The organism is Nocardioides sp. P86 (genome assembly GCF_023712465.1).
GTDB lineage: Bacteria > Actinomycetota > Actinomycetes > Propionibacteriales > Nocardioidaceae > Nocardioides > Nocardioides kribbensis.
Map to the genome: position 1 here is coordinate 780322 of NZ_JAMAYE010000003.1, position 19945 is coordinate 800266.

17 protein-coding genes are annotated in these 19945 nt (G+C 73.6%); 11 read left to right on the top strand and 6 right to left on the bottom strand.

Translation table 11 applies throughout. The annotated features are described in order from the left end of the window. The 4 genes from M3673_RS17080 to M3673_RS17095 all read right to left on the bottom strand — a co-directional run bounded on the left by M3673_RS17080 (nt 1) and on the right by M3673_RS17095 (nt 4754). Nucleotides 1-675 carry a VTT domain-containing protein gene (locus M3673_RS17080; RefSeq protein WP_251535128.1) on the bottom strand — a complete coding sequence of 225 codons (675 nt, stop codon included), beginning with the start codon at nt 673-675 and terminating at the stop codon, nt 1-3. Between the two features lie 10 nt (nt 676-685). After that, nucleotides 686-1537, bottom strand: coding sequence for an MBL fold metallo-hydrolase (locus tag M3673_RS17085; protein WP_251535130.1), 852 nt, complete (start codon nt 1535-1537; stop codon nt 686-688). After that, complete coding sequence (locus tag M3673_RS17090) at nt 1534-3732, bottom strand: phage holin family protein (protein WP_251535132.1); 2199 nt, start codon at nt 3730-3732, stop codon at nt 1534-1536. The genes M3673_RS17085 and M3673_RS17090 overlap by 4 nt, the downstream gene beginning before the upstream one ends. 203 nt (nt 3733-3935) lie before the next feature. Continuing rightward, nucleotides 3936-4754: a putative protein N(5)-glutamine methyltransferase gene (locus M3673_RS17095; RefSeq protein ID WP_251535134.1), complete on the bottom strand. Its 819-nt coding sequence runs from the start codon at nt 4752-4754 to the stop codon at nt 3936-3938. 204 nt (nt 4755-4958) lie between these two features. Here M3673_RS17095 and M3673_RS17100 point away from each other — a divergent pair, with 204 nt between their 5' ends. Both M3673_RS17100 and M3673_RS17105 read left to right on the top strand, forming a co-directional pair. After that, nucleotides 4959-6017 (top strand): MBL fold metallo-hydrolase, encoded by a 1059-nt coding sequence (locus M3673_RS17100; RefSeq protein ID WP_251535136.1) that lies wholly within the window; start codon nt 4959-4961, stop codon nt 6015-6017. Nucleotides 6018-6021: 4 nt separating this feature from the next. Next, nucleotides 6022-6642, top strand: coding sequence for a hypothetical protein (locus M3673_RS17105; protein WP_251535138.1), 621 nt, complete (start codon nt 6022-6024; stop codon nt 6640-6642). A gap of 94 nt (nt 6643-6736) precedes the next feature. Here the strand turns inward: M3673_RS17105 and M3673_RS17110 are convergent, their stop codons facing one another. After that, nucleotides 6737-7582 (bottom strand): aldo/keto reductase, encoded by an 846-nt coding sequence (locus M3673_RS17110; protein WP_251535140.1) that lies wholly within the window; start codon nt 7580-7582, stop codon nt 6737-6739. 97 nt (nt 7583-7679) lie between these two features. Here M3673_RS17110 and M3673_RS17115 point away from each other — a divergent pair, with 97 nt between their 5' ends. The 7 genes from M3673_RS17115 to M3673_RS17145 all read left to right on the top strand — a co-directional run bounded on the left by M3673_RS17115 (nt 7680) and on the right by M3673_RS17145 (nt 15017). Then, nucleotides 7680-8117, top strand: coding sequence for an NUDIX hydrolase (locus tag M3673_RS17115; RefSeq protein ID WP_200918980.1), 438 nt, complete (start codon nt 7680-7682; stop codon nt 8115-8117). Nucleotides 8118-8266: 149 nt separating this feature from the next. Then, nucleotides 8267-10129 (top strand): molecular chaperone DnaK, encoded by a 1863-nt coding sequence (gene dnaK, locus M3673_RS17120; RefSeq protein WP_251535143.1) that lies wholly within the window; start codon nt 8267-8269, stop codon nt 10127-10129. After that, nucleotides 10126-10785: a nucleotide exchange factor GrpE gene (gene grpE / locus M3673_RS17125; RefSeq protein WP_056863303.1), complete on the top strand. Its 660-nt coding sequence runs from the start codon at nt 10126-10128 to the stop codon at nt 10783-10785. Before dnaK ends, grpE begins: the two co-directional genes overlap by 4 nt. 82 nt (nt 10786-10867) lie before the next feature. Beyond that, the gene (gene dnaJ, locus M3673_RS17130) at nt 10868-12061 is read left to right on the top strand and encodes a molecular chaperone DnaJ (RefSeq protein ID WP_251535144.1); all 1194 of its coding nucleotides are present in this window, start codon (nt 10868-10870) and stop codon (nt 12059-12061) included. 4 nt (nt 12062-12065) lie between these two features. Continuing rightward, nucleotides 12066-12512 carry a heat shock protein transcriptional repressor HspR gene (locus M3673_RS17135; protein WP_056903309.1) on the top strand — a complete coding sequence of 149 codons (447 nt, stop codon included), beginning with the start codon at nt 12066-12068 and terminating at the stop codon, nt 12510-12512. Nucleotides 12513-12622: 110 nt separating this feature from the next. Continuing rightward, complete coding sequence (locus M3673_RS17140; protein ID WP_056863306.1) at nt 12623-13933, top strand: hypothetical protein; 1311 nt, start codon at nt 12623-12625, stop codon at nt 13931-13933. A 4-nt stretch (nt 13934-13937) separates the two neighbouring features. Beyond that, nucleotides 13938-15017: an Abi-alpha family protein gene (locus tag M3673_RS17145; RefSeq protein WP_251535146.1), complete on the top strand. Its 1080-nt coding sequence runs from the start codon at nt 13938-13940 to the stop codon at nt 15015-15017. Here M3673_RS17145 and M3673_RS17150 read toward each other — a convergent pair. Then, nucleotides 15001-15315 carry a response regulator transcription factor gene (locus M3673_RS17150; RefSeq protein WP_308196177.1) on the bottom strand — a complete coding sequence of 105 codons (315 nt, stop codon included), beginning with the start codon at nt 15313-15315 and terminating at the stop codon, nt 15001-15003. The two genes, M3673_RS17145 and M3673_RS17150, sit on opposite strands and share 17 nt — an antisense overlap. Nucleotides 15316-15363: 48 nt before the next feature. On the opposite strand from M3673_RS17150, the gene M3673_RS19375 reads away from it, so the two are divergent. Continuing rightward, nucleotides 15364-15489, top strand: a complete 126-nt coding sequence (locus M3673_RS19375; RefSeq protein WP_267477225.1) for a hypothetical protein — start codon at nt 15364-15366, stop codon at nt 15487-15489. Nucleotides 15490-17321: 1832 nt separating this feature from the next. Beyond that, on the top strand, nt 17322-19934 hold the full coding sequence (gene clpB / locus M3673_RS17155; RefSeq protein ID WP_251535150.1) for an ATP-dependent chaperone ClpB: 2613 nt from the start codon (nt 17322-17324) through the stop codon (nt 19932-19934). Nucleotides 19935-19945: the final 11 nt, after the last annotated feature.

Consider the following 19945-nt stretch of genomic DNA (forward strand, 5'->3'; position numbering starts at 1 on the left):
TCAGTCTCCCGCACGCGGCCGGCGCCGCCGTGCCGATCCCATCGCCGATCCCGGCGCCGATCCCGGCCCGGACCCCGGCGACGGCGCCCCGGACGATCCCAGCCGCCTCCTCAGCGCCGGGGCCAGCGACGAGCCGAGCGAGAGCAGCAGCGCGGCGAGCACGGCGACGACGACGGCCGTGGTGGTGTCGGCGAGCAGCGAGCCGCCGGCCAGCCCGATGGCGGCGTAGACGACCGCCCACAGGGTGGCCGCACCGACCGCGGCGCTGGCGAAGCGCCGCGCGGGGTAGCCGGTCAGCGAGGCCACCAGCAGCACGGGCACCCGCCCGCCGGGCACCAGCCGCGAGACCAGCAGCGTGCGCAGCTCGTGCTCCTCGATCGACTCGCGCAGCCGGTGGAGCCGGGTCTCGGGGTCGTCGGGGCGCAGCCACCCGACCCGCCGCGCGAGGGGCTCACCGGCGCGGCGCAGCACGGCGTAGGTCGTCACGTCGCCCACCCAGGCGGCCGCGCCGCCCACGGCGACGACCAGCGGCACCTCCCACAGGTGCGAGTCGGCCGCCAGCACGGCGGTGGCGCTGACGGCGGCCCCGGTGGGGAGCACGGGCACGATCGCGCCGACGGCGACCACGCCGAAGAGCACCAGCAGCGCCACCGGGCCGAAGTGGTCGGCGCTCACCGGACCGCCCTCACAGGACGATCCGCTCGGCGGGGGAGGCGAGGACGGGCCGGGCGCTGCCGGCGCGGGCCAGGGCGTCGGCGAAGCGCTGGCCCGGGGTGACGAAGAGGTGGTGGTGGGTGGCGCGGTCGACGCGCTCGAGCCCGACCGGCCAGAAGGTGCCCCAGTGCACCGGCACCGCCCAGCGGGCGCCGACGCGGCGCACGGCCTCGGCGGCCTCGTCGGGGTCCATGTGCTCCTCGCCGAGGCTCGGCCCCCACCCGCCGACCGGCGCCAGGGCCAGGTCGACCGGCGCCACCTCGCGCATGTCCTCGCGCAGCCCGGTGTCGCCGGGGAACCAGAACGACGCCGGTGCGGGGGCGGTTGCCCCGGAGGTGGCCCCGGTGGTGGCCCCGGTGGTGGCCCCGGTGGTGGCCCCGGTGGCGGGCCCGGTCACGCGGAAGCCCAGCGCCGGCGGCCGCTCCCGCGCCCACGGGTGGCGCCGGCCGTCGTGGGTGGCCGCCAGCACCTCGACGTCGACCCCGCCCACCCGGTGGGTCTCGCCGGGGGCGACGCCCAGCAGCCGGTCGCCGAGGTCGGCCAGCAGCCGCTCCCCGCCGCGCGGCACGACGACCGGCACGTCGGCGGCGAAGCGTCGCAGCGAGGGCAGGTGGCAGTGGTCGAGGTGCAGGTGGGAGACGAGCACGACGTCGGCGAGCGCGGCGTCGGCGGGCGGGAGCGGCGTACGACGGCGCAGGTGCACCAGCCGCCCGGCCAGCAGCGGGTCGATCGCCACGCGGACCCCGCCCAGCTCGACCGTGGTCGACGCGTGGCCCCACCAGGTGACGCCCAGGCGCACCGGACCCGGGGCGGGGGCGCTCATGCGGTCTCCCCGACGTGCCCGGCCGACCCCGCCGAGCGGGTGGGGGAGTCGGCGCGCAGCCCGAGCCGCTCGAGGCGCGCGACCAGCGTGCGGTGCACGTCGAGACCGGTGAGCGGGGTGGTGGGCACCTCCCAGTCGGCGGGGTGCAGCAGCAGCGCCTCGGTCTGCCAGCCGCCGAGCCCGCCGTGGGAGCCGACGAGCTCCTCGAAGGCGACGACCTCGCCGAGGGCGGGGTCGTGGGCGCCCAGCACGACGAGGTCGCCGACGTGGTCGCGGCGCTCGAGGTCGAGCAGGTCGGCCGCGGCCCGCGGCCCGTAGGTGGCGAGCGGGTCGGCGCCCTCGCCGTCGACCACCCCGTGGCCCGGCCGCAGGACGCACCAGCCGCCGGGCCCGTCGACACGCAGGTCGCCGTCGCGGCGCCCGGGGGCGGAGAGCCGGGTCACGACGCCGCCGACGCCCGGGTGGGCGGCCAGGCCCGCCACCAGGTGCGGGTGGAGGGCGGCGAGGTCGTCGTGGGTCAGGCGCCCGGGGCGGTCGGTGCGGTAGACGTGGGCGAGGCCACCGGAGACGGCGACCAGCAGGCGGGCGGCAGGTGCGCCACCGCCCGCGCCCCCGTCGGGGGTGCCGTCGGGGGTGCCGCCGGCGCGGCGTCGGGGTCGCTCGGCCACCGACCGGGTCGCCCGGGTCAGGGCGCGCCCGGAGCCCGTCGCCCCGGCCAGCAGCATGCTCGCCGGCACCCACGTCTCCTCCGACCACGTGGCCCGGTCGGCGGGGCTGCGGGGGTCGGGGGCGGCCGCGCCCTGTCCGGCGTGCGCGTCGGCGAGCTCGAGCACGACGTCCTCCAGGGTCCGGCCGGTGAGCTGGAGGAAGGTCGTGCCCTGGGCCTGCCCGTGGTCGGAGACGACGGCCAGCTCGTAGCGCCGGCCGACCTCGCCGCAGACCTGGTCGAGGAACTGCAGCACGCGGTCGAGGTTCTCCAGGGTGCGCATCGACTCCGGCCGGGTGGGCCCGGCGTGGTGGGCGACCTCGTCGTAGTCGACGAAGTCGACGAAGACCACCGGGGTCCCGCGGGTGAGCTGCTCGGTGACGACGGCGAGGTTGAGGTCGCGCAGCACCACGGTGGTCAGCCCGCGCAGCAGCAGGAAGGCGCCGCCGCGCCCGACCCGGGGCCGCACGTCGCGCGTGCGCTGGCGGCGGGCCTGGTGCCACTCGGTCACCACCTGCCCGCCGAGCAGGGTCAGCGAGCGCAGGAAGCCGCTGCGCAGCGCCATGTAGGAGGCGGCGCCGCGGTCGGAGCCGGGCAGGCGGCCGTCGCTGATGGTCAGCACCGAGGTGGGTGCGTCGCCGGAGAAGAGGTTGGACACGCTCGCGCCGTCGTCGGCGAGCAGGCCGCGGCCGTCGGACATCGCCGCCTCCACCTCGGCGGCGTCGACGGGGCGGCTGGCCGTGAGCAGCCGCCCGCGGCCCTTGTCCCACCAGCGGAAGCCCGGCACCGCGGTCACGTCGCCGTGCAGCAGCACGGCCTGGCCGGCGGGGGTGGTCGCCGGCACGCCGGTGTGCCAGCCGCGCATGCGGTGGCTGCCCGAGCGCAGCCAGCGCGACACCGTGGGCAGCGCCCCCGCGGTGATCGCCTGGCGCAGCAGCGGCTCGCTGACCCCGTCGAGCTGCACCACGAGCAGGCCCGGTCCCTCGCTCCCCGCGCGGCGCGTACGACGCACGGCGCGGCCCAGGAGCTGGCCCAGGAACGCCTCGTCGGAGCTGGCGTCGAAGAGCCAGTTGACCGCCGCGGCCGCGACCGCCGCCGCCCAGGCGGCGAGCACGACCTGGCCGGCGCTGAAGGGCTCCACGGTCGGCACCAGGGCCAGGGCGATGCCGAGCACCACGGCCTGGGCCAGGAAGCCGGCGAGCAGCAGGCCCACCACGCCGGTCAGCACGGTGAGGCGGGTGATCAGCGGACGCACGAGCGCCCCGACGGCGAGCACGCCGACGGCCAGCGCCGCCACCGACTCCGCGCCGCGGGTCACCTGGGTGCCGGGCAGCAGCCACAGGCTCGCGGTGAGGGCCAGGAAGGAGGTGGCGAAGGACCGCAGCGACCCGCGCAGCCAGCGCCACGAGGGGCGGAACGCCGCCAGCTGGCGTCGCACCAGCAGCCACTGGCGCGACCGGAGGGCCGGCGCCGGCGGGGAGGTCGTCACCGCGTCACCGTAGCCAGCCCCGGCGAGCGTGCGGTCACACGGCGCCCGACCCGGGGCCCGTCGGGCACCGGGCTCGTCCGGCACGGGGGTGCGACGGGGGCGGCATCGACGGCCCTCCGCTCGCAGGCGCCTCCCACCGGGCCTGCGCGCGCCCCCCGGATCGAGGGCCGCCGATGTCAGGGCCATGCCCGGTGACGCGTCACCTACACCTGCGGCCCGGACTGGTCCAGACCGGTGGCGGGGCGCGGGAGGGTCGCCACCACGGCGATCCCGTCGACGTCGTCGTCGCGCACCACAGTGGCCCGCAGCCCGGCCCCCCGTGCGAGGGCCAGCGCCGTCCCGACCTGGCCCGCGCCCACCTCGACCACGAGGGCGCCGCCCGGGCGCAGCCACCGGTGGGCCTCGGCGAGCAGGCGCCGGTGCAGCACCAGGCCGTCGTCGCCACCGTCGAGGGCGGCGCGCGGCTCGTGGAGCCGGGCCTCGGGCGGGAGGGTGGCCAGGGCGGCGGTCGGCACGTAGGGCGCGTTGGCGACCGCCACGTCCACCGCGCCGCGCAGCCGCTCGGGCACCGCGGCCCAGAGGTCGCCCTGGTGGACCCGCGGGCCCTCGGGGCCGTCGGGCAGGTTGAGCCGGGCGCAGGCGACGGCGACCGGGTCGAGGTCGGCGGCGTGCACCACCAGGTCGGGGCGGCGCGCGAGGAGCGCGGCGCCGACGGCGCCGGTGCCGCAGCACAGGTCGACCACCGTGGCCCCCGGTCGCAGGCGGGCCTCCGCGGCGCGCACCAGCGCGGCCGAGCGCCGCCGCGGCACGAAGACCCCGGGGGTCACCACCACACGGGTGCCGGCGAGCTCGGCCCAGCCGACCACGACCTCCAGCGGCCGGCCCGCCACCCGCTCGGCGACCATCCGCTCCAGCGCCCCCGGGTCGGGGGATCCCTCGGCCGCGGCGCGCAGGAGGCTCGCCTCCTCCTCGGCGTAGACGCAACCGGCGGCACGCAGCCGCGGCACCAGCGGGTCGTCCACACGCCCATCCTGCCCGAGCGGTCCCGGCGTAGGGTCCGCCTCGTGCCCCCCACACCCGCCCCGACCCCAGGTGAGACCCCAGGCCGGACCACAGGCCGGACCGCAGGACAGACCGCGGGCCGGACCGCGGGGCCGGGCACGTCGACGGCCCACGCGGTCTCACCCGACTCCGGCGAGCACTGGTCGGCCGAGGGCGCCTGGCCGGTGGCCGACGGGCTCCACCGGATCCCGCTCCCGCTGCCGAACGACGGGCTGCGGGCGGTCAACGTCTACGCCCTCGAGACCGACGACGGGTTGACCCTCGTCGACGGTGGCTGGGCCCTCCCGGCGGCCCGCGCGGTGCTCGAGCGCTCGCTGGCCCGCATCGGCGCGGGCGTCGGCGACGTGCGCCGCTTCCTGGTGACCCACGTGCACCGCGACCACTACACGCTCGCCTCGCAGCTGGCCGGCGAGACCGGCGCCCACGTGTCCCTCGGGATCGGCGACAAGCCGGCGCTCGACCTCTTCCACAGCGACGCCTGGCCCGGGCGCAGCCCGTTCCCCGACGTGCTGCGCACCGCCGGCGCCCACGGGGTCGCCGAGCGGTGGGAGGAGCACGCCCGCAGCCAGGAGGAGTTCGACCTGGGCCACTGGGCCTATCCCGACGCCTGGCTCGAGGGCGACCACCGTCTCGAGGTCGGCACCCGCACGCTCGAGGCCGTGCACACCCCCGGCCACACGCCGGGCCACTACGTCTTCGCCGACCGGGCCGCCGGCCTGCTGCTCTCGGGCGACCACGTGCTGCCCACGATCACCCCGTCGATCGGCTTCACCGTGCCGGTCGTGGCCTCGCCGCTGGGCGACTTCATGGCCTCCCTGGCACGGGTGCGCGAGCTGCCCGACCTGCGGGTCCTGCCCGCCCACGGCCCCGTCGCCCCCTCCTCCCACGCCCGGGTCGACGCCCTGCTGGCCCACCACGAGCACCGGCTCGCGAGGTGCCTCGAGGCGCTGCGCGGCGGGTCCGTCAGCGCCGCCGACGTCGCCGCCGTGCTGCCCTGGACCCGGCACGACCACGCCTGGGCGAGCCTCGACGTCTTCAACCAGGGCATGGCCGCGATGGAGACCAAGGCCCACCTCGACCTCCTCGTCGCGCGCGAGCAGGTCGACGCCACCCCCGACCCCGCCGGGGTGGTCTCCTACGCCGCCCGGCTTGGCTCGCCGACCGGCGGCGGCGAGAATGGCCCCGCGGGCGCCGGCACGGGCCCCGCCGACGACGGGGAGTGATTCGGTGGCCGAGCACGACGACCACGACGGCACCGACGGCAGCAGCGCCCGGACGCCGGCCCAGGAGGAGTCGCACGAGGTGCGTCGCGCGGTGGCCACCGGCCTGGCCGCGCTGCTGGGCGTCGGGCTGGCGGTCGGCCTCGTGCTGGGCGGCGTCGCGCTCGCCGTGACCCGCGTCGCCGGCGTCGGCGACTCCGGCGCCACCAGCAGCGCCAGCGACACCGGCTCCCTCTACATCCCGCGCTTCGAGGACACCGGCGCCCCCGGCGGCCCCGAGATCACCCTCGGCGGCTCGGCCACCGGGTCGGCCACCCCCTCGCAGAGCCCGTCGCCGACGAGGAGCGAGAAGCCCGACGGCGACCTCACCCTCAACGCCGGGCAGACCTCCGTCGCCCCGATGGGCCAGATCGACCTCACCGGCGTCTTCCCCACCGGTGAGGGGGCGGTGCTGCAGGTGCAGCGCTTCGCCGGCGGCGGGTGGGAGGACTTCCCCGTCACCGCGGTGGTCAGCAACCAGACCTTCGCCACCTACGTGCAGACGAGCACGCCCGGGGTCAACCGCTTCCGGGTGCTCGACCCCGACAGCGGCAAGGCCTCCAACGAGGTCCGCGTCACCGTCGGCTGACGCCTCCCCGACGCTTCCCGACGCGCAGCACCCCCGGACGCAGCAGCACCCCGGACGCTCGGCGTCCGGGGTGCTGGTGTGTGCGGGTGGTGCCTCAGGCGGGCACGTAGTCGAACGTGTCTGGGTTCGGGCCGGTGCGCCCGTCCTCGCCCTTGTCGAGCCCGGCGATGGTGCTGACCTCGTCGGGGGTGAGGGCGAAGTCGAAGATCGCGAAGTTCTCCTCCATGCGCTCGCGCTTCATCGACTTGGGGAAGACGATGTCGCCGCGCTCGACGTGCCAGCGCAGGGTGACCTGCGAGGCGGTCTTGCCGTACTTCGCCGCGATCTCGCCGATGGTCGGGTCGTCGAGCACCGCGCCCTGTGCGATCGGCGACCACGCCTCGACCTCGACGCCGTGGCGGATCGACGCGGCGCGGGCGTCCTCGTTGGTGAAGTAGGGGTGGACCTCGATCTGGTTCACCGCGGGCACCACGCCGGTCTCGGCCACGATGCGGTCGAGGTGGGCCGGCTGGAAGTTCGAGACGCCGACGGAGCGGGCCCGGCCGTCGGCCACGAAGGAGGCGAGGGTCTTCCAGGTCGAGACGTAGTCGCCGTCGTAGAGCGTCGGCAGCGGCCAGTGGATGAGGAAGAGGTCGATCTGCTCGAGGCCGAGCTTGTCGAGGGTCTCCTCGAAGGCGCGCTCGGCGTCGGCGGGCCGGTGGTAGCCGTTGTTGAGCTTGGAGGTGATGTAGAGCTCGCTGCGCGGGATGCTGGAGGCCTTGAGCGCCTCGCCGACCTCCTGCTCGTTCTGGTACATCTGCGCGGTGTCGATGTGGCGGTAGCCCACCTCGAGCGCGGTGGAGACGGTGTCGGCCGTCTGCTCCGGCGGCACCTGGTAGGTGCCGAAGCCGAGCTGCGGGATCGTCGTCTGGTTGTTCAGGGTGATCGTGGAAACGGTCATGGGGGTCCTAGCGAGCGAGCGCCGCGGATCATTCCTGGTCTCACCCGATCGGGCGTCCCGACCGTGCGCGGTTGACCCGGCCGGAAGGATGGGAGCCGTGCACTACACCGACTACGACACCCGTCTGGCCGCCTACGCCGTGATCACCGACGACGCCGGGCACGTGCTGCTCGCGCTCTGGAACGAGGGCAGCCGTCGCCAGTGGACGCTGCCCGGCGGCGGGGTCGAGCTGCACGAGAGCGTCGAGCAGGGCGTGGTGCGCGAGGTCAAGGAGGAGAGCGGCTACGACGTCGAGCTCGGCGACCTGCTGGGCGTCGACACCTACGTCATCGGCCCCGAGCGCCGCCTCAACGGCTCGGGACGCCCGATGAAGGCCGTGCGCGCTCTCTTCGCCGCCCGCGTCGTGGGCGGCGAGCTGACCCACGAGCGCGACGGCAGCACCGACGAGGCGCGCTGGATCTCGGTGCACGAGGTGGGCGGGCTCGACCGGGTCTCGGTCGTGGACATCGGGCTGCGGATGGCCGGTCTGCGCTGAGACGGCTGAGCCAAGTTGAGTCGATGAGACTCAACTAACTTGTCTGGGCGGCGCGGGCGACGCATCATGGAGCTATCGCCGGACGCAGCCCCTCGGGGCGCGCGGACGGCCCCACTCACCCGCAGCATCCCTAGATGGAGGTACCACCCATGGCACGAGCCGTTGGCATCGACCTCGGCACGACCAACAGCGTCGTGTCGGTCCTGGAGGGCGGCGAGCCCACCGTCATCGCGAACGCCGAGGGCGCCCGCACGACCCCGTCGGTCGTCGCGTTCGCCAAGAGCGGCGAGGTGCTCGTCGGCGAGGTCGCCAAGCGCCAGGCCGTCACGAACGTCGACCGCACCATCCGCTCGGTCAAGCGCCACATGGGCACCGACTGGAAGCAGAAGATCGACGACAAGGACTTCACGCCGCAGCAGATCAGCGCCTTCGTGCTGCAGAAGCTCAAGCGCGACGCCGAGGCTTACCTCGGTGAGACCGTCACCGACGCGGTGATCACGGTCCCGGCGTACTTCTCCGACGCCCAGCGCCAGGCCACCAAGGAGGCCGGCGAGATCGCGGGCCTCAACGTCAGCCGCATCGTCAACGAGCCCACCGCGGCCGCGCTGGCCTACGGCCTCGACAAGGGCGACGACCAGACGATCCTCGTCTTCGACCTCGGTGGCGGCACCTTCGACGTGTCGCTGCTCGAGATCGGCGAGGGCGTCGTCGAGGTCAAGGCGACCTCCGGTGACAACCACCTCGGTGGCGACGACTGGGACTCCCGCGTCGTCGACTGGATGGTCAAGAAGTTCAAGGACGGCAACGGCGTCGACCTGGCCGCCGACAAGATCGCCAAGCAGCGCCTGCAGGAGGCCGCGGAGAAGGCGAAGATCGAGCTCTCCTCCTCCAGCGAGACCACGATCCACCTGCCCTACATCACCCACGGCGAGTCGGGCCCGCTGCACTTCGAGGAGCGCCTGACGCGCTCGGAGTTCCAGAAGCTCACCGCCGACCTGCTCGAGCGCACCAAGACGCCGTTCCAGAACGTGCTCAAGGACGGTGGCGTCGCCGTCGACAAGATCGACCACGTGGTGCTCGTCGGCGGCTCGACCCGCATGCCGGCGGTCTCCGACGTCGTCAAGGAGCTGCTCGGCGGCAAGGAGCCCAACAAGGGCGTCAACCCCGACGAGGTCGTCGCCATCGGCGCCGCGCTCCAGGCCGGCGTGCTCAAGGGCGAGGTCAAGGACGTCCTGCTCCTCGACGTGACCCCGCTGTCGCTGGGCATCGAGACCAAGGGCGGCGTGATGACCAACCTCATCGAGCGCAACACCACCATCCCGACCAAGCGCTCGGAGATCTTCACCACCGCCGACGACAACCAGCCGTCGGTGGAGATCAAGGTCGCCCAGGGCGAGCGCCAGATGTGGGCGCAGAACCAGCCCCTCGGCAACTTCGAGCTGACCGGTCTCCCGCCGGCGCCGCGCGGCATCCCGAAGATCGAGGTCACCTTCGACATCGACGCCAACGGCATCGTGCACGTCTCGGCCAAGGACCAGGCCTCGGGCCGCGAGCAGTCGATGACGATCTCCGGCGGCTCCGCGCTCGGCAAGGACGACATCGACCGCATGGTCCGCGAGGCCGAGCAGTACGCCGAGGAGGACGCCAAGCGTCGCGAGGCCATCGAGGTCCGCAACCAGGCCGACCAGCTCGTCTACACCACCGAGAAGTTCCTCGGCGACAACGGCGACAAGATCCCCGACGACGTCAAGACCGAGGTGCAGGCCGACGTCGACGCGCTGAAGGCCACGCTGGAGAACTCCGAGGCCTCGGGCGAGGAGATCACCGCCGGCGTCACGAAGCTCAACGAGTCGAGCCAGAAGATGGGTGCGGCCATGTACGCCGCGGCCGAGGCCGACTCCGCCGCCGCCGGCGGGGCGACCGGCGCCACGGGCGAGGCCGACGACGACATCGTCGACGCCGAGGTCGTGGACGAGGACACCACCGGCTCCACCGAGGGTGAGTCCAAGTGACCTCAGCCCCCGGCGAGCAGCCGTCCGGCGAGCACCCCGAGGGCACCTCCGGGGCGGGGGAGCCGCAGCAGCCTGCGGCTCCCTCCCCCGAGGGGGCGTTCCCGGCGGAGGCGGCCGAGATGGCCAACGAGACCGAGGTCGAGGAGGAGCCCGTGAGCGGTGACAGCTCGCAGGACCCCACCGAGCCGACCGGCGCGGTGGGCGGTGACCCGGCCGACGACGAGCTGGCCCTGGCCCGCATGGAGTCGGCCGAGCGGCTCTCCGACCTGCAGCGGCTGCAGGCGGAGTTCCTCAACTACAAGCGCCGTGTCGAGCGCGACCGCGAGCTGATCAAGGAGAACGCGACCTACGCCGCGCTCGCCCCGATCACCGAGGTGCTCGACACCATCGACCGGGCCCGCGAGCACGAGCCGCTCGAGGGCGGCTTCAAGTCGGTGGCCGAGCAGCTCGAGCGGACCGTGGCCAACCTCGGCCTGATCCGCTTCGGCCAGCCCGGCGACGCCTTCGACCCGAGCCTGCACGAGGCCCTCTCCCACATCGGCGAGGACCCCGAGGTCGAGGTGACCACCTGCAAGGTGATCGCCAAGGCCGGCTACCGCATCGGCGACCGGGTCGTGCGCGCCGCCCAGGTGCTCGTGGCCGACCCGGCCGGCTGAGACCCGACCAGCACGACCAGCACCGGCACGACCAGCACCGGCACGACCAGCACCACCGAGACCAGAGAGGGGAGGTTCTCCCGTGAGTGACAACGGCTTCCGCGCCGACTGGGCGCAGAAGGACTTCTACGCCACGCTCGGCGTGACCAAGGACGCCGGGGCCGACCAGATCAAGAAGGCCTACCGGCGCCTGGCGCGGGAGAACCACCCCGACTCCAACCCCGGTGACACCGCCAAGCACGACCGCTTCAAGCAGGTGGCCGAGGCCTACGACGTCGTCGGCGACCCCGAGAAGCGGGCGACGTACGACGAGATGCGCTCCCTCTACGGCAGCGGCGGCTTCGGCGGCGGCTTCGGTGGGGGAGGTACCTCCGGCGGTGCCGGCGGCTTCAACCTCGACGACCTGCTGCGCGACCGCGCCGGCGCCCCGGGCCAGGGCGGGCTCGGCGACATGTTCGGCGACCTCTTCCGCGGCGGCGGCGCCGGTGGCGGCCGCACCCGGCAGCGGGTGCGCGCCACCAAGGGCGGCGACGTCGAGACCACCGCCACCATCAGCTTCACCGACGCCCTCGACGGCGTGACGATCTCGCTGCGGCTCAGCTCCGACGCGCCCTGCGCGACCTGCTCCGGCACGGGTGGCAAGCCCGGCACCAAGCCCCACGTGTGCCCCGAGTGCGAGGGCGCCGGCTTCGTGGTGGCCTCGGTGGGCGGGGCCTTCTCGATGAACGAGACCTGCCCGGCCTGCCACGGCCGCCAGCTGCTCTACGACGACCCGTGCCCGACCTGCCACGGCAGCGGTCGCGGCCAGTCCTCGCGCACCATCCAGGCCCGCATCCCCGCGGGGGTCAAGGACGGCCAGCGCATCCGGCTGCGCGGCAAGGGCGGCGCGGGTGAGCACGGCGGCCCGGCCGGCGACCTCTACGTCACCGTCAAGGTCTCCGGGCACCGCCTCTTCGGCCGCAAGGGCGACAACCTCACCCTCGACGTGCCGGTCTCCTTCGACGAGCTCGCCCTCGGCGCCGACGTGCGGATCCCGACGCTGGCGGGCACGCCGGTCACCCTCAAGGTGCCGGCCGGCACCCCCAACGGGCGCACCTTCCGCGTGCGCGGCAAGGGCGCGCGCAAGAGCGACGGCACGTCGGGCGACCTGCTGGCCACCGTCGAGGTGCAGGTGCCGGCCGTGCTCGACGCCACCGCCCGCGAGGCGGTGGAGGCCTACCGCGCCGCCACGGCCGGCAGGCCGCTGCGCGCCAACCTCTTCGAGCAGGCCGGGTGACCCCGTGGCCCAGCGCGACCCCTTCGAGCCGTCCTACGACGCGGCCGTCTACGTCATCTCCGTCGCCGCGGAGCTGACGGGCCTGCACCCGCAGACCCTGCGCACCTATGAGCGCCTGGGCCTGATCACGCCGGGGCGCACCGGCGGCGGGGGACGTCGTTACTCCCACCGCGACATCGAGCTGCTGCGGGTGATCTCCGAGCTCACCTCGGCCGGCATCGGGATCGAGGGCGTGCGCCGGATCCTCGACCTGGAGAACCACGTGGCCGCGCTGACCGCGCGCAACGCCGAGCTGGCCGATGAGCTCGACCGCACCCGGGCCGCGCTCCAGCAGGCGCTCACCGCGCGGCGGGCCGACGCCTCGGCCCCCGCGCTGCCCAACAAGCTGCCGGTGCTGCGGCGACCCGACCCGGGTCAGTCGCTCGTGGTGTGGCGCCGCGGTCGCGGCTGAGCCGCTCGCAGGCGGGAGCGTGACGCGGAACACCCGTCCACCGGCAGGAGCGGGGCGCTAGTCTTCGGCCACCACCCGGCCGGACGGCCGGGCACGAAGGGGTGCTCAGGGTGCAGTGGTTGCTCGACGTGCTGGCCGCGTGGGCCGACGACGTCAAGTGGGTCCACTTCCTCACGATCCCGGTCTTCACCGGCGTCATCGGCTGGCTCATCAACTGGTCGGGGCTGTGGATGCTCTTCAGCCCCGTGCGCTTCCACGGCGTGCGCGTGCCGGGCATGCGCGAGCTGGTCTCGGTGCTGCCGCGCAAGGTGCAGGAGGTGCCGGGGCTGCTCCAGGGCGGCCTGGGCTGGCAGGGGATCATCCCGGCGCGCGCGGCCAAGATGGGCAGCATCGCCGTCGACAAGGCCATCGCCAAGCTCGGCACCCCGGCGGAGTTCTACCAGCAGCTGGAGCCCGACCAGATCGCCGAGCACATCGTCACCGTCTTCCGCCCCGAGCTGCCCGAGCTCGTCGACGGGGTGATGCGCCGCGAGCACCCGCGCCTGTGGCGCGACCTGCCCGGGCCGGTGCGGCGTGCGGTGGTCGAGCGGGTCGACGCCCAGCTGCCGACCGTGGTGGGGCGGGTGACCACCGAGATCGGCACCCACATCGACCAGCTGCTCGACCCCAAGATCATGGTGATCGACCACTTCCGCGACAACCCCTCGCTGGTGGTGCGGATCTTCCGCGACTTCGGCCAGCGCGAGCTGAACCTGATGGTCACCTTCGGCTTCGTCTTCGGCTTCCTGCTCGGCATCCCCGTGGCGGTGGTCGACTCGATCTTCGGCCTGTGGTGGCTGCTGCCCGTGCTGGGCGTCGTGGTCGGCTGGATCACCAACGCGCTGGGCATGTGGCTGATCTTCGAGCCCCCGGAGCCGCGTCGCATCCTGGGCGTCAGGGTCCACGGGCTCTTCCCGCGCCGCCAGCCGGAGGCCGCGGAGGTCTACGCCCGCATCATCGCCGACGACGTCATCACCCTCGAGCGCATCGGCGACTTCCTGCTCGACGGCCCCCGCGGCGACCGTACGCGGGCGATGCTGGCCACCGCCCTGCGGCCGGCCATCGACCTCGCGGTCGGGCCGGCGCGCGGCGCGGTGCGGGTCGCGGTGGGCAGCGACCGCTTCGACACGATCCGCGACTCGGTGGCCCAGGACCTCGTGGGCCGCACGCTCACGCCCTTCCGTGACAAGGACTTCAGCGCACGCCAGGCCGAGAAGATCCGGGTGCTGGTCGCGCGCCGCACCAAGGAGCTGCCGCCGCGCGACTTCGTCGAGATGATGCGGGCGGCCATCAAGGAGGACGAGTGGATGCTCTACGCCCACGGCGCCATCATGGGACTGGCAGGCGGCTTCCTGCACCTGTGGATCTTCGGAGTGGGGTGAGGGCGTGAGCGACACCGCCGACAGGCGAGCGGGCGCAGCCGACAGGCGAGCAGGCGCCGCCGACGGGCGCGGGATGGCGGGCGAGCGGCGCGCGCGTGCGGGCGAGCCGCCCGCGCTGCCGCCGTACGTCGCCCAGGGCCCGGCCGCCCGCGACGGTCAGGGCCTCACCGGTCGCCTGGCGCCGGCCGTCGAGGCGCTGCCCGGGCTGGGCCGGGTGGCCGCCTCGGCCGCCTGGCACACGACCGGCTGGGGGGTGCGCACCTCGGCGCGCACGAGCCGACGCTTCCTGCGCGCGGTGCGCGACCCCGACGAGGCCGCGGCGCTGGCCAAGGACGCCACGCAGGCCGCCACCGTGGTCAGCGACCTGACCCGCTCGGTGTCGTCGGGCACCCCGATCGGCAAGGCGCTGGCGTACGCGGCCGAGGCCTTCGGCGAGATCGTTGAGAGCGAGCCGGTGGTCACCGGCCAGGTCGTCTCCTACGGCGGCCACGCCACGCGCCGCGACGAGGCGCCGCCGCCCCTGAGCCTGCGCGAGCAGGGCGCCCGGCTGCTCGAGCGCTCCCGCGACGTGTGGGAGACCGAGTCCTCGCACCCGGCCTACGGGCGGATCCTCGGCGAGGTGGCCCCCGACGAGGCGCGCATCCTGCTGCTGCTCCTGCGCGGCGGGCCGCAGCCCAGCGTCGACGTGCGCACCGGCGGGCCGATCGGCATGGTCAACAGCCAGCTCATCGCGCCGGGGCTGACCATGATCGGCGGGCGGGCGGGGTGCCGCTACCTCGACCAGGTGCCGGCCTACCTCAACAACCTCTTCCGCCTCGGGCTGGTGTGGTTCAGCCGGGAGGCCCTGCGCGACCCGATGGACTACCAGGTGCTGGAGGCCCAGCCCGACGTGCTCGCGGCGGTGCACTCGGTGCGCTTCGCCAAGGTCGTGCGGCGCAGCATCCACCTCACGCCCTTCGGCGAGGACTTCTGCCGCACCTGCCTGGTCGACGAGGAGTCGGCCGCGGTGGAGTTCCCCGCCCACGCCACGCCGCCGGAGTCGGAGGCCGGCGACACGCCCCGCGCAGTCACCCCGGAGGGCTGAGCAGGACGTCGATGCGCGCGAGCACCACGCGCAGCGACGTGCCCTTCTCGATGTAGCCGTCGGCGCCGAGGTCGAGCGCGCGCTGCGCCATCTGGTCGGCACCGTGGGCCGACAGCACCACGATGGTGCTGCCCGGGCTGGTGCGGCGCAGGTGGGGGAGGGCCTCGAGGCCGTCCATGACGGGCATGGACAGGTCGAGGACCACGAGGTCGGGCTGGTGCCGCCCGACGACCTCGATGCCGGCTCGGCCGTCGCCGGCCTCGCCCACCACATCGTGGCCGTGGCCGCTCAGGCACAGGTCCTACGGTCTGGGCCATGGTTCTTCACCTCGCCTCGCGTCCTGCCGGTGACACCGGAGCCGAGCCGCACCGGTGGGACCCTGGAGGGCGACGACTACGCCCAGCTGCTCGAGCAGGCCCAGGCCGGCGTGCCGGAGGGTCATGTGCTGCTGCACGTGCGCGTGGAGCGCTGAGGGTGGCCCGCGACCTGAGGCACCGCACCGAGCCGGACCTGGCTCGTCGACCACGCGGCGGGGACTTCCCCCAACCCAGCGACAACCCCTCCAAGCACGTCATGGTGATGAGCGATGGGGAGTGGATGCTCGGGCTGCTGGTGGAGTGGCGCAACCAACCCGGACGCGGCTGGGAGGGCTACGTGGCCTACGGCGCTCGTGGTGCCGGCCGCTGAACGAGGGTCCAGTGGTGGGCCTCGACGGTGTCGTCGTCGGCTGGTCGGTGGGCGGCGTGCAGCTGCATGGGCGGGACGGTACGCCCGGGCACCGACGCGCGGTCAGTCGTCGTCGCGGTCGGCCCGTACTCCCGGTCGCACTCCTCGAGAACCTGGCGCAGCAGTTCCAAACTGTCGACCGGCTCAGGCCAGGCGGCCCTCTTGATGTTCTGGTTGCTGCGGACTCGCGCCTGTCGGAACCCGTGCAACATCTCGGCGGCCGCGGTCCCGGTCCCAGGGTCACGACGCGACGCTCGGGCGGAAAGGCGCCGATCATGACGGGCGCTGCGTGCGGCTTCATCCGGGCAAAGTCGGCCCGACGATTGTCACCGCCTGTGGCACGCTGGAGCAATGGAGCAAAGGCCGAGATCAATAATCCCCGTGGACGAGCGGGATAGCGCTTGGGAGGACGACAGTCCACGCTTTCGCGTCTACGTCCAGACGGCTGTCGATGGACAGGAGTCAGCCAGCACAACAACCTACGATCTCACGGGGTATGACTTCGTGGAGGTGCTCGATTGGGCGCGCGGGCGCGCGGCTATCGATGAGGTGTTTGCAATCGCTCTAGTTGTGGATGATGACACGCTGGAAAGCGTCCAACCGAGAACGGGTCGCGGTCTCGTCTGGCTACAGGGCCACGATCGCAACTCTCGATAACAGAACCCCGGCCCGCGACGAGGCCGCGGGCCGAGGTTCAGGTTACTTGCAGCTCAACTGCATTTTTGGGGGGACACCGTGTTGGATCGAACGCTGCCTGTACTGCTCGAGGGCCCCGCATTGAGCGTGAGAAACGCCGCTGCGTAGTAGCGATCCGACAACTTGCATACGATGCCGGGCAGTGAATCGGCGGGAACATAAACAGTGCCAGCTGCGAGGGGGCCGACCGGTCGGCTCTGGTTATTGGAAGCTCGCGGCACGTAGGGCCTGTGGTGCCGGGCGCAAAGCGGTACAAGTTCGCGTTGACGCCGAGGGTTCCAGAGATGTTGCCGGTGCATGTGTAGCGGATCTTGGCGATGACCCCTGGGGCACCCGCCGAATAGTGCGGGTTGTTGGCCGTAACGTTGCACGCAAGAGACCCGGCGGCGGGGAGGGCCAGTCCATCGGTGGGCATCTCAACCGTCAGTGTCGCATCCGGCGCGATGCCGTCGGCTCCCGCCGCATCGGATTCGTTCACCGTCAGATTGAGAGCCGACCCGGAGGGTTCCGTATCCCCGTCGGCAACCGCCGGAGAAGCCGCGGCACATATTGCGCCTGCGGCCAATAGCGCGGTGAATCGTTGAATCTTCACTTGTTCTCCGAGAGGTTAAGGGACCACTGATTAGATCCGAGTCAGATCACGGTCCTCATCGGCGCCACGGTGTCCTCCTGGCCTGGGTCCTCCGGGCATCGGCCCCTCCCGGCGAGACTAGGAGCGGCGCCCCGACGCCGCGTAGGCCGTCCGGTCACCCCGCCCCGGCGGGCCGGGGCACGACGACTCCGAAGTTGAGTGGAACAGACTCAACTTCTTGTACGTTGAGCAGGTGACGTCCACCGGTGGTGGACACCGCACCTGGACACCGGGACCCGCAGGAGACAGACATGAGCCAGTTCGGCGCCGACAAGTTCACCACTCGCAGCCGCGAGGCCATCGAGGCCGCGCAGCTCTCCGCCACCACGGCCGGCAACAGCGTCACCGAGCCGGTCCACCTCCTCGTGGCGCTGCTGCGCCAGGGCGACGGCGTGACCCGCAGCCTGGTCACCAAGGCCGGGGTCGACGCCACGGCGCTGACCTCGACCGCCGAGGCCGTGATGGCCGCGCTGCCGAAGGCGAGCGGGGCCACGGTCCAGCAGCCGGCCGCCTCCGCCGCGCTGACCCGGGTGCTGGCCGGTGCGCTCGACCTGGCAGCGGGCATGAAGGACGACTACGTCGCCACCGAGCACCTGCTGGTGGCGCTGGCCGGCACCGAGAGCCCGGCGCAGAAGGTGCTCCTCGACGCCGGCCTCAGCGAGGCCGGGCTGCGCGAGGGCCTCGGCGCGGTGCGCGGCAGCCGCCGGGTCACCAGCCAGGACGCGGAGTCGACGTACGAGGCGCTGGAGAAGTACTCCGTCGACCTCACCGCGCTGGCCGAGGAGGGCGGGCTCGACCCCGTCATCGGGCGCGACGCGGAGATCCGCCGCGTCGTGCAGGTGCTGAGCCGGCGCACCAAGAACAACCCCGTGCTCATCGGCGAGCCCGGCGTGGGCAAGACCGCCGTGGTCGAGGGCCTGGCCCAGCGCGTGGTCGCGGGCGACGTGCCCGACTCGCTCAAGGGTCGCCGGGTGCTCAGCCTCGACCTGGCCGCGATGGTGGCCGGTGCGAAGTACCGCGGCGAGTTCGAGGAGCGGCTCAAGGCCGTGCTCGAGGAGATCAAGTTCGCCGGCGGGCAGGTCATCACCTTCATCGACGAGCTGCACACGGTGGTCGGCGCGGGCGCCGGCGGCGACTCGGCCATGGACGCCGGCAACATGCTCAAGCCGATGCTGGCGCGCGGCGAGCTGCACATGATCGGCGCCACCACCCTCGACGAGTACCGCGAGCGGATCGAGAAGGACCCCGCCCTCGAGCGCCGCTTCCAGCAGGTGCTGGTGGGCGAGCCCAGCGTCGAGGACACCATCCAGATCCTGCGCGGCATCCAGGAGAAGTACGAGGCCCACCACGGCGTGCGCATCACCGACGCCGCGCTGGTCGCCGCGGCCACCCTGTCCGACCGCTACATCACCGGGCGCCAGCTGCCCGACAAGGCCATCGACCTCATCGACGAGGCCGCCTCGCGGCTGCGCATGGAGATCGAGTCCAGCCCGGAGGAGATCGACCGGCTGCGCCGGCGCGTGGAGCGGCTCAAGATGGAGGAGTTCGCGCTGGCCAAGGAGAGCGACGAGGCCTCGGTCGAGCGGCTGGCCCGGCTGCGCGCCGACCTCGCCGACCACGAGGAGGAGCTGCGCGGCCTCGAGGCGCGCTGGGAGCAGGAGAAGGCGACGCTGGAGGACGAGGGCGAGCTGCGCCGGCGCCTCGACGCGGTGCGGGTGCACGCCGACAAGCTGATGCGCGAGGGCCGTCTCGACGAGGCCAGCGAGATCCTCTACGGCCAGATCCCCGCGCTGGAGAAGTCGCTGGCCCAGGCGGCCGCCACCGCCCAGCGCAGCGCCGACGGCAGCGAGGGCCCGCAGCTGGAGCCCCTGGTCGGCGAGGAGGTCGGCGCCGAGCAGATCGCCGACGTCGTGGAGGCCTGGACCGGCATCCCCACCGGCCGCATGCTCCAGGGCGAGACGGCCAAGCTGCTCGAGATGGAGGCGGTCATCGGCGAGCGCCTCATCGGCCAGCGCGAGGCGGTCGGCGCGGTCAGCGACGCCGTACGCCGCTCCCGCGCCGGCATCGCCGACCCCCACCGGCCCACCGGCAGCTTCCTCTTCCTGGGCCCCACCGGCACCGGCAAGACCGAGCTCGCCAAGGCGCTGGCCGACTTCCTCTTCGACGACGAGCGCGCGATCGTGCGCATCGACATGAGCGAGTACTCCGAGAAGCACGCGGTCTCGCGGCTGGTCGGTGCGCCTCCGGGCTACGTCGGCTACGACGAGGGCGGCCAGCTCACCGAGGCGGTGCGCCGCCGGCCCTACTCCGTCGTGCTGCTCGACGAGGTCGAGAAGGCCCACCCCGAGGTCTTCGACATCCTGCTCCAGGTGCTCGACGACGGCCGGCTCACCGACGGCCAGGGCCGCACCGTCGACTTCCGCAACACGCTGCTGATCCTCACCAGCAACCTGGGCTCGCAGCACCTGGTCGACCCGCTGCTCGACCCCGAGAAGCGACGCGAGTCGGTGCTCGCGGTGGTGCGGGCCTCCTTCAAGCCCGAGTTCCTCAACCGGCTCGACGAGATCGTGCTCTTCGACGCCCTCACCAAGGACGAGCTGACCCACATCGTCGACCTGCAGCTGGCGCTGCTGGGGAAGCGGCTGGCCGTGCGCAGGATCGCGATCGAGGTCAGCGACGAGGCCCGCACGTGGCTGGCCGAGACCGGTTACGACCCGGCCTACGGCGCCCGGCCGCTGCGGCGGCTGATCCAGACCGCGATCGGTGACCCGCTGGCCCGGCTGCTCATCGGCGGCGAGGTCTCCGACGGCGGACGGGTGCGGGTCGAGGTCGGCGACGACGGGCTGGCGCTGGTCACCGGCTGAGCCGGGCGGCC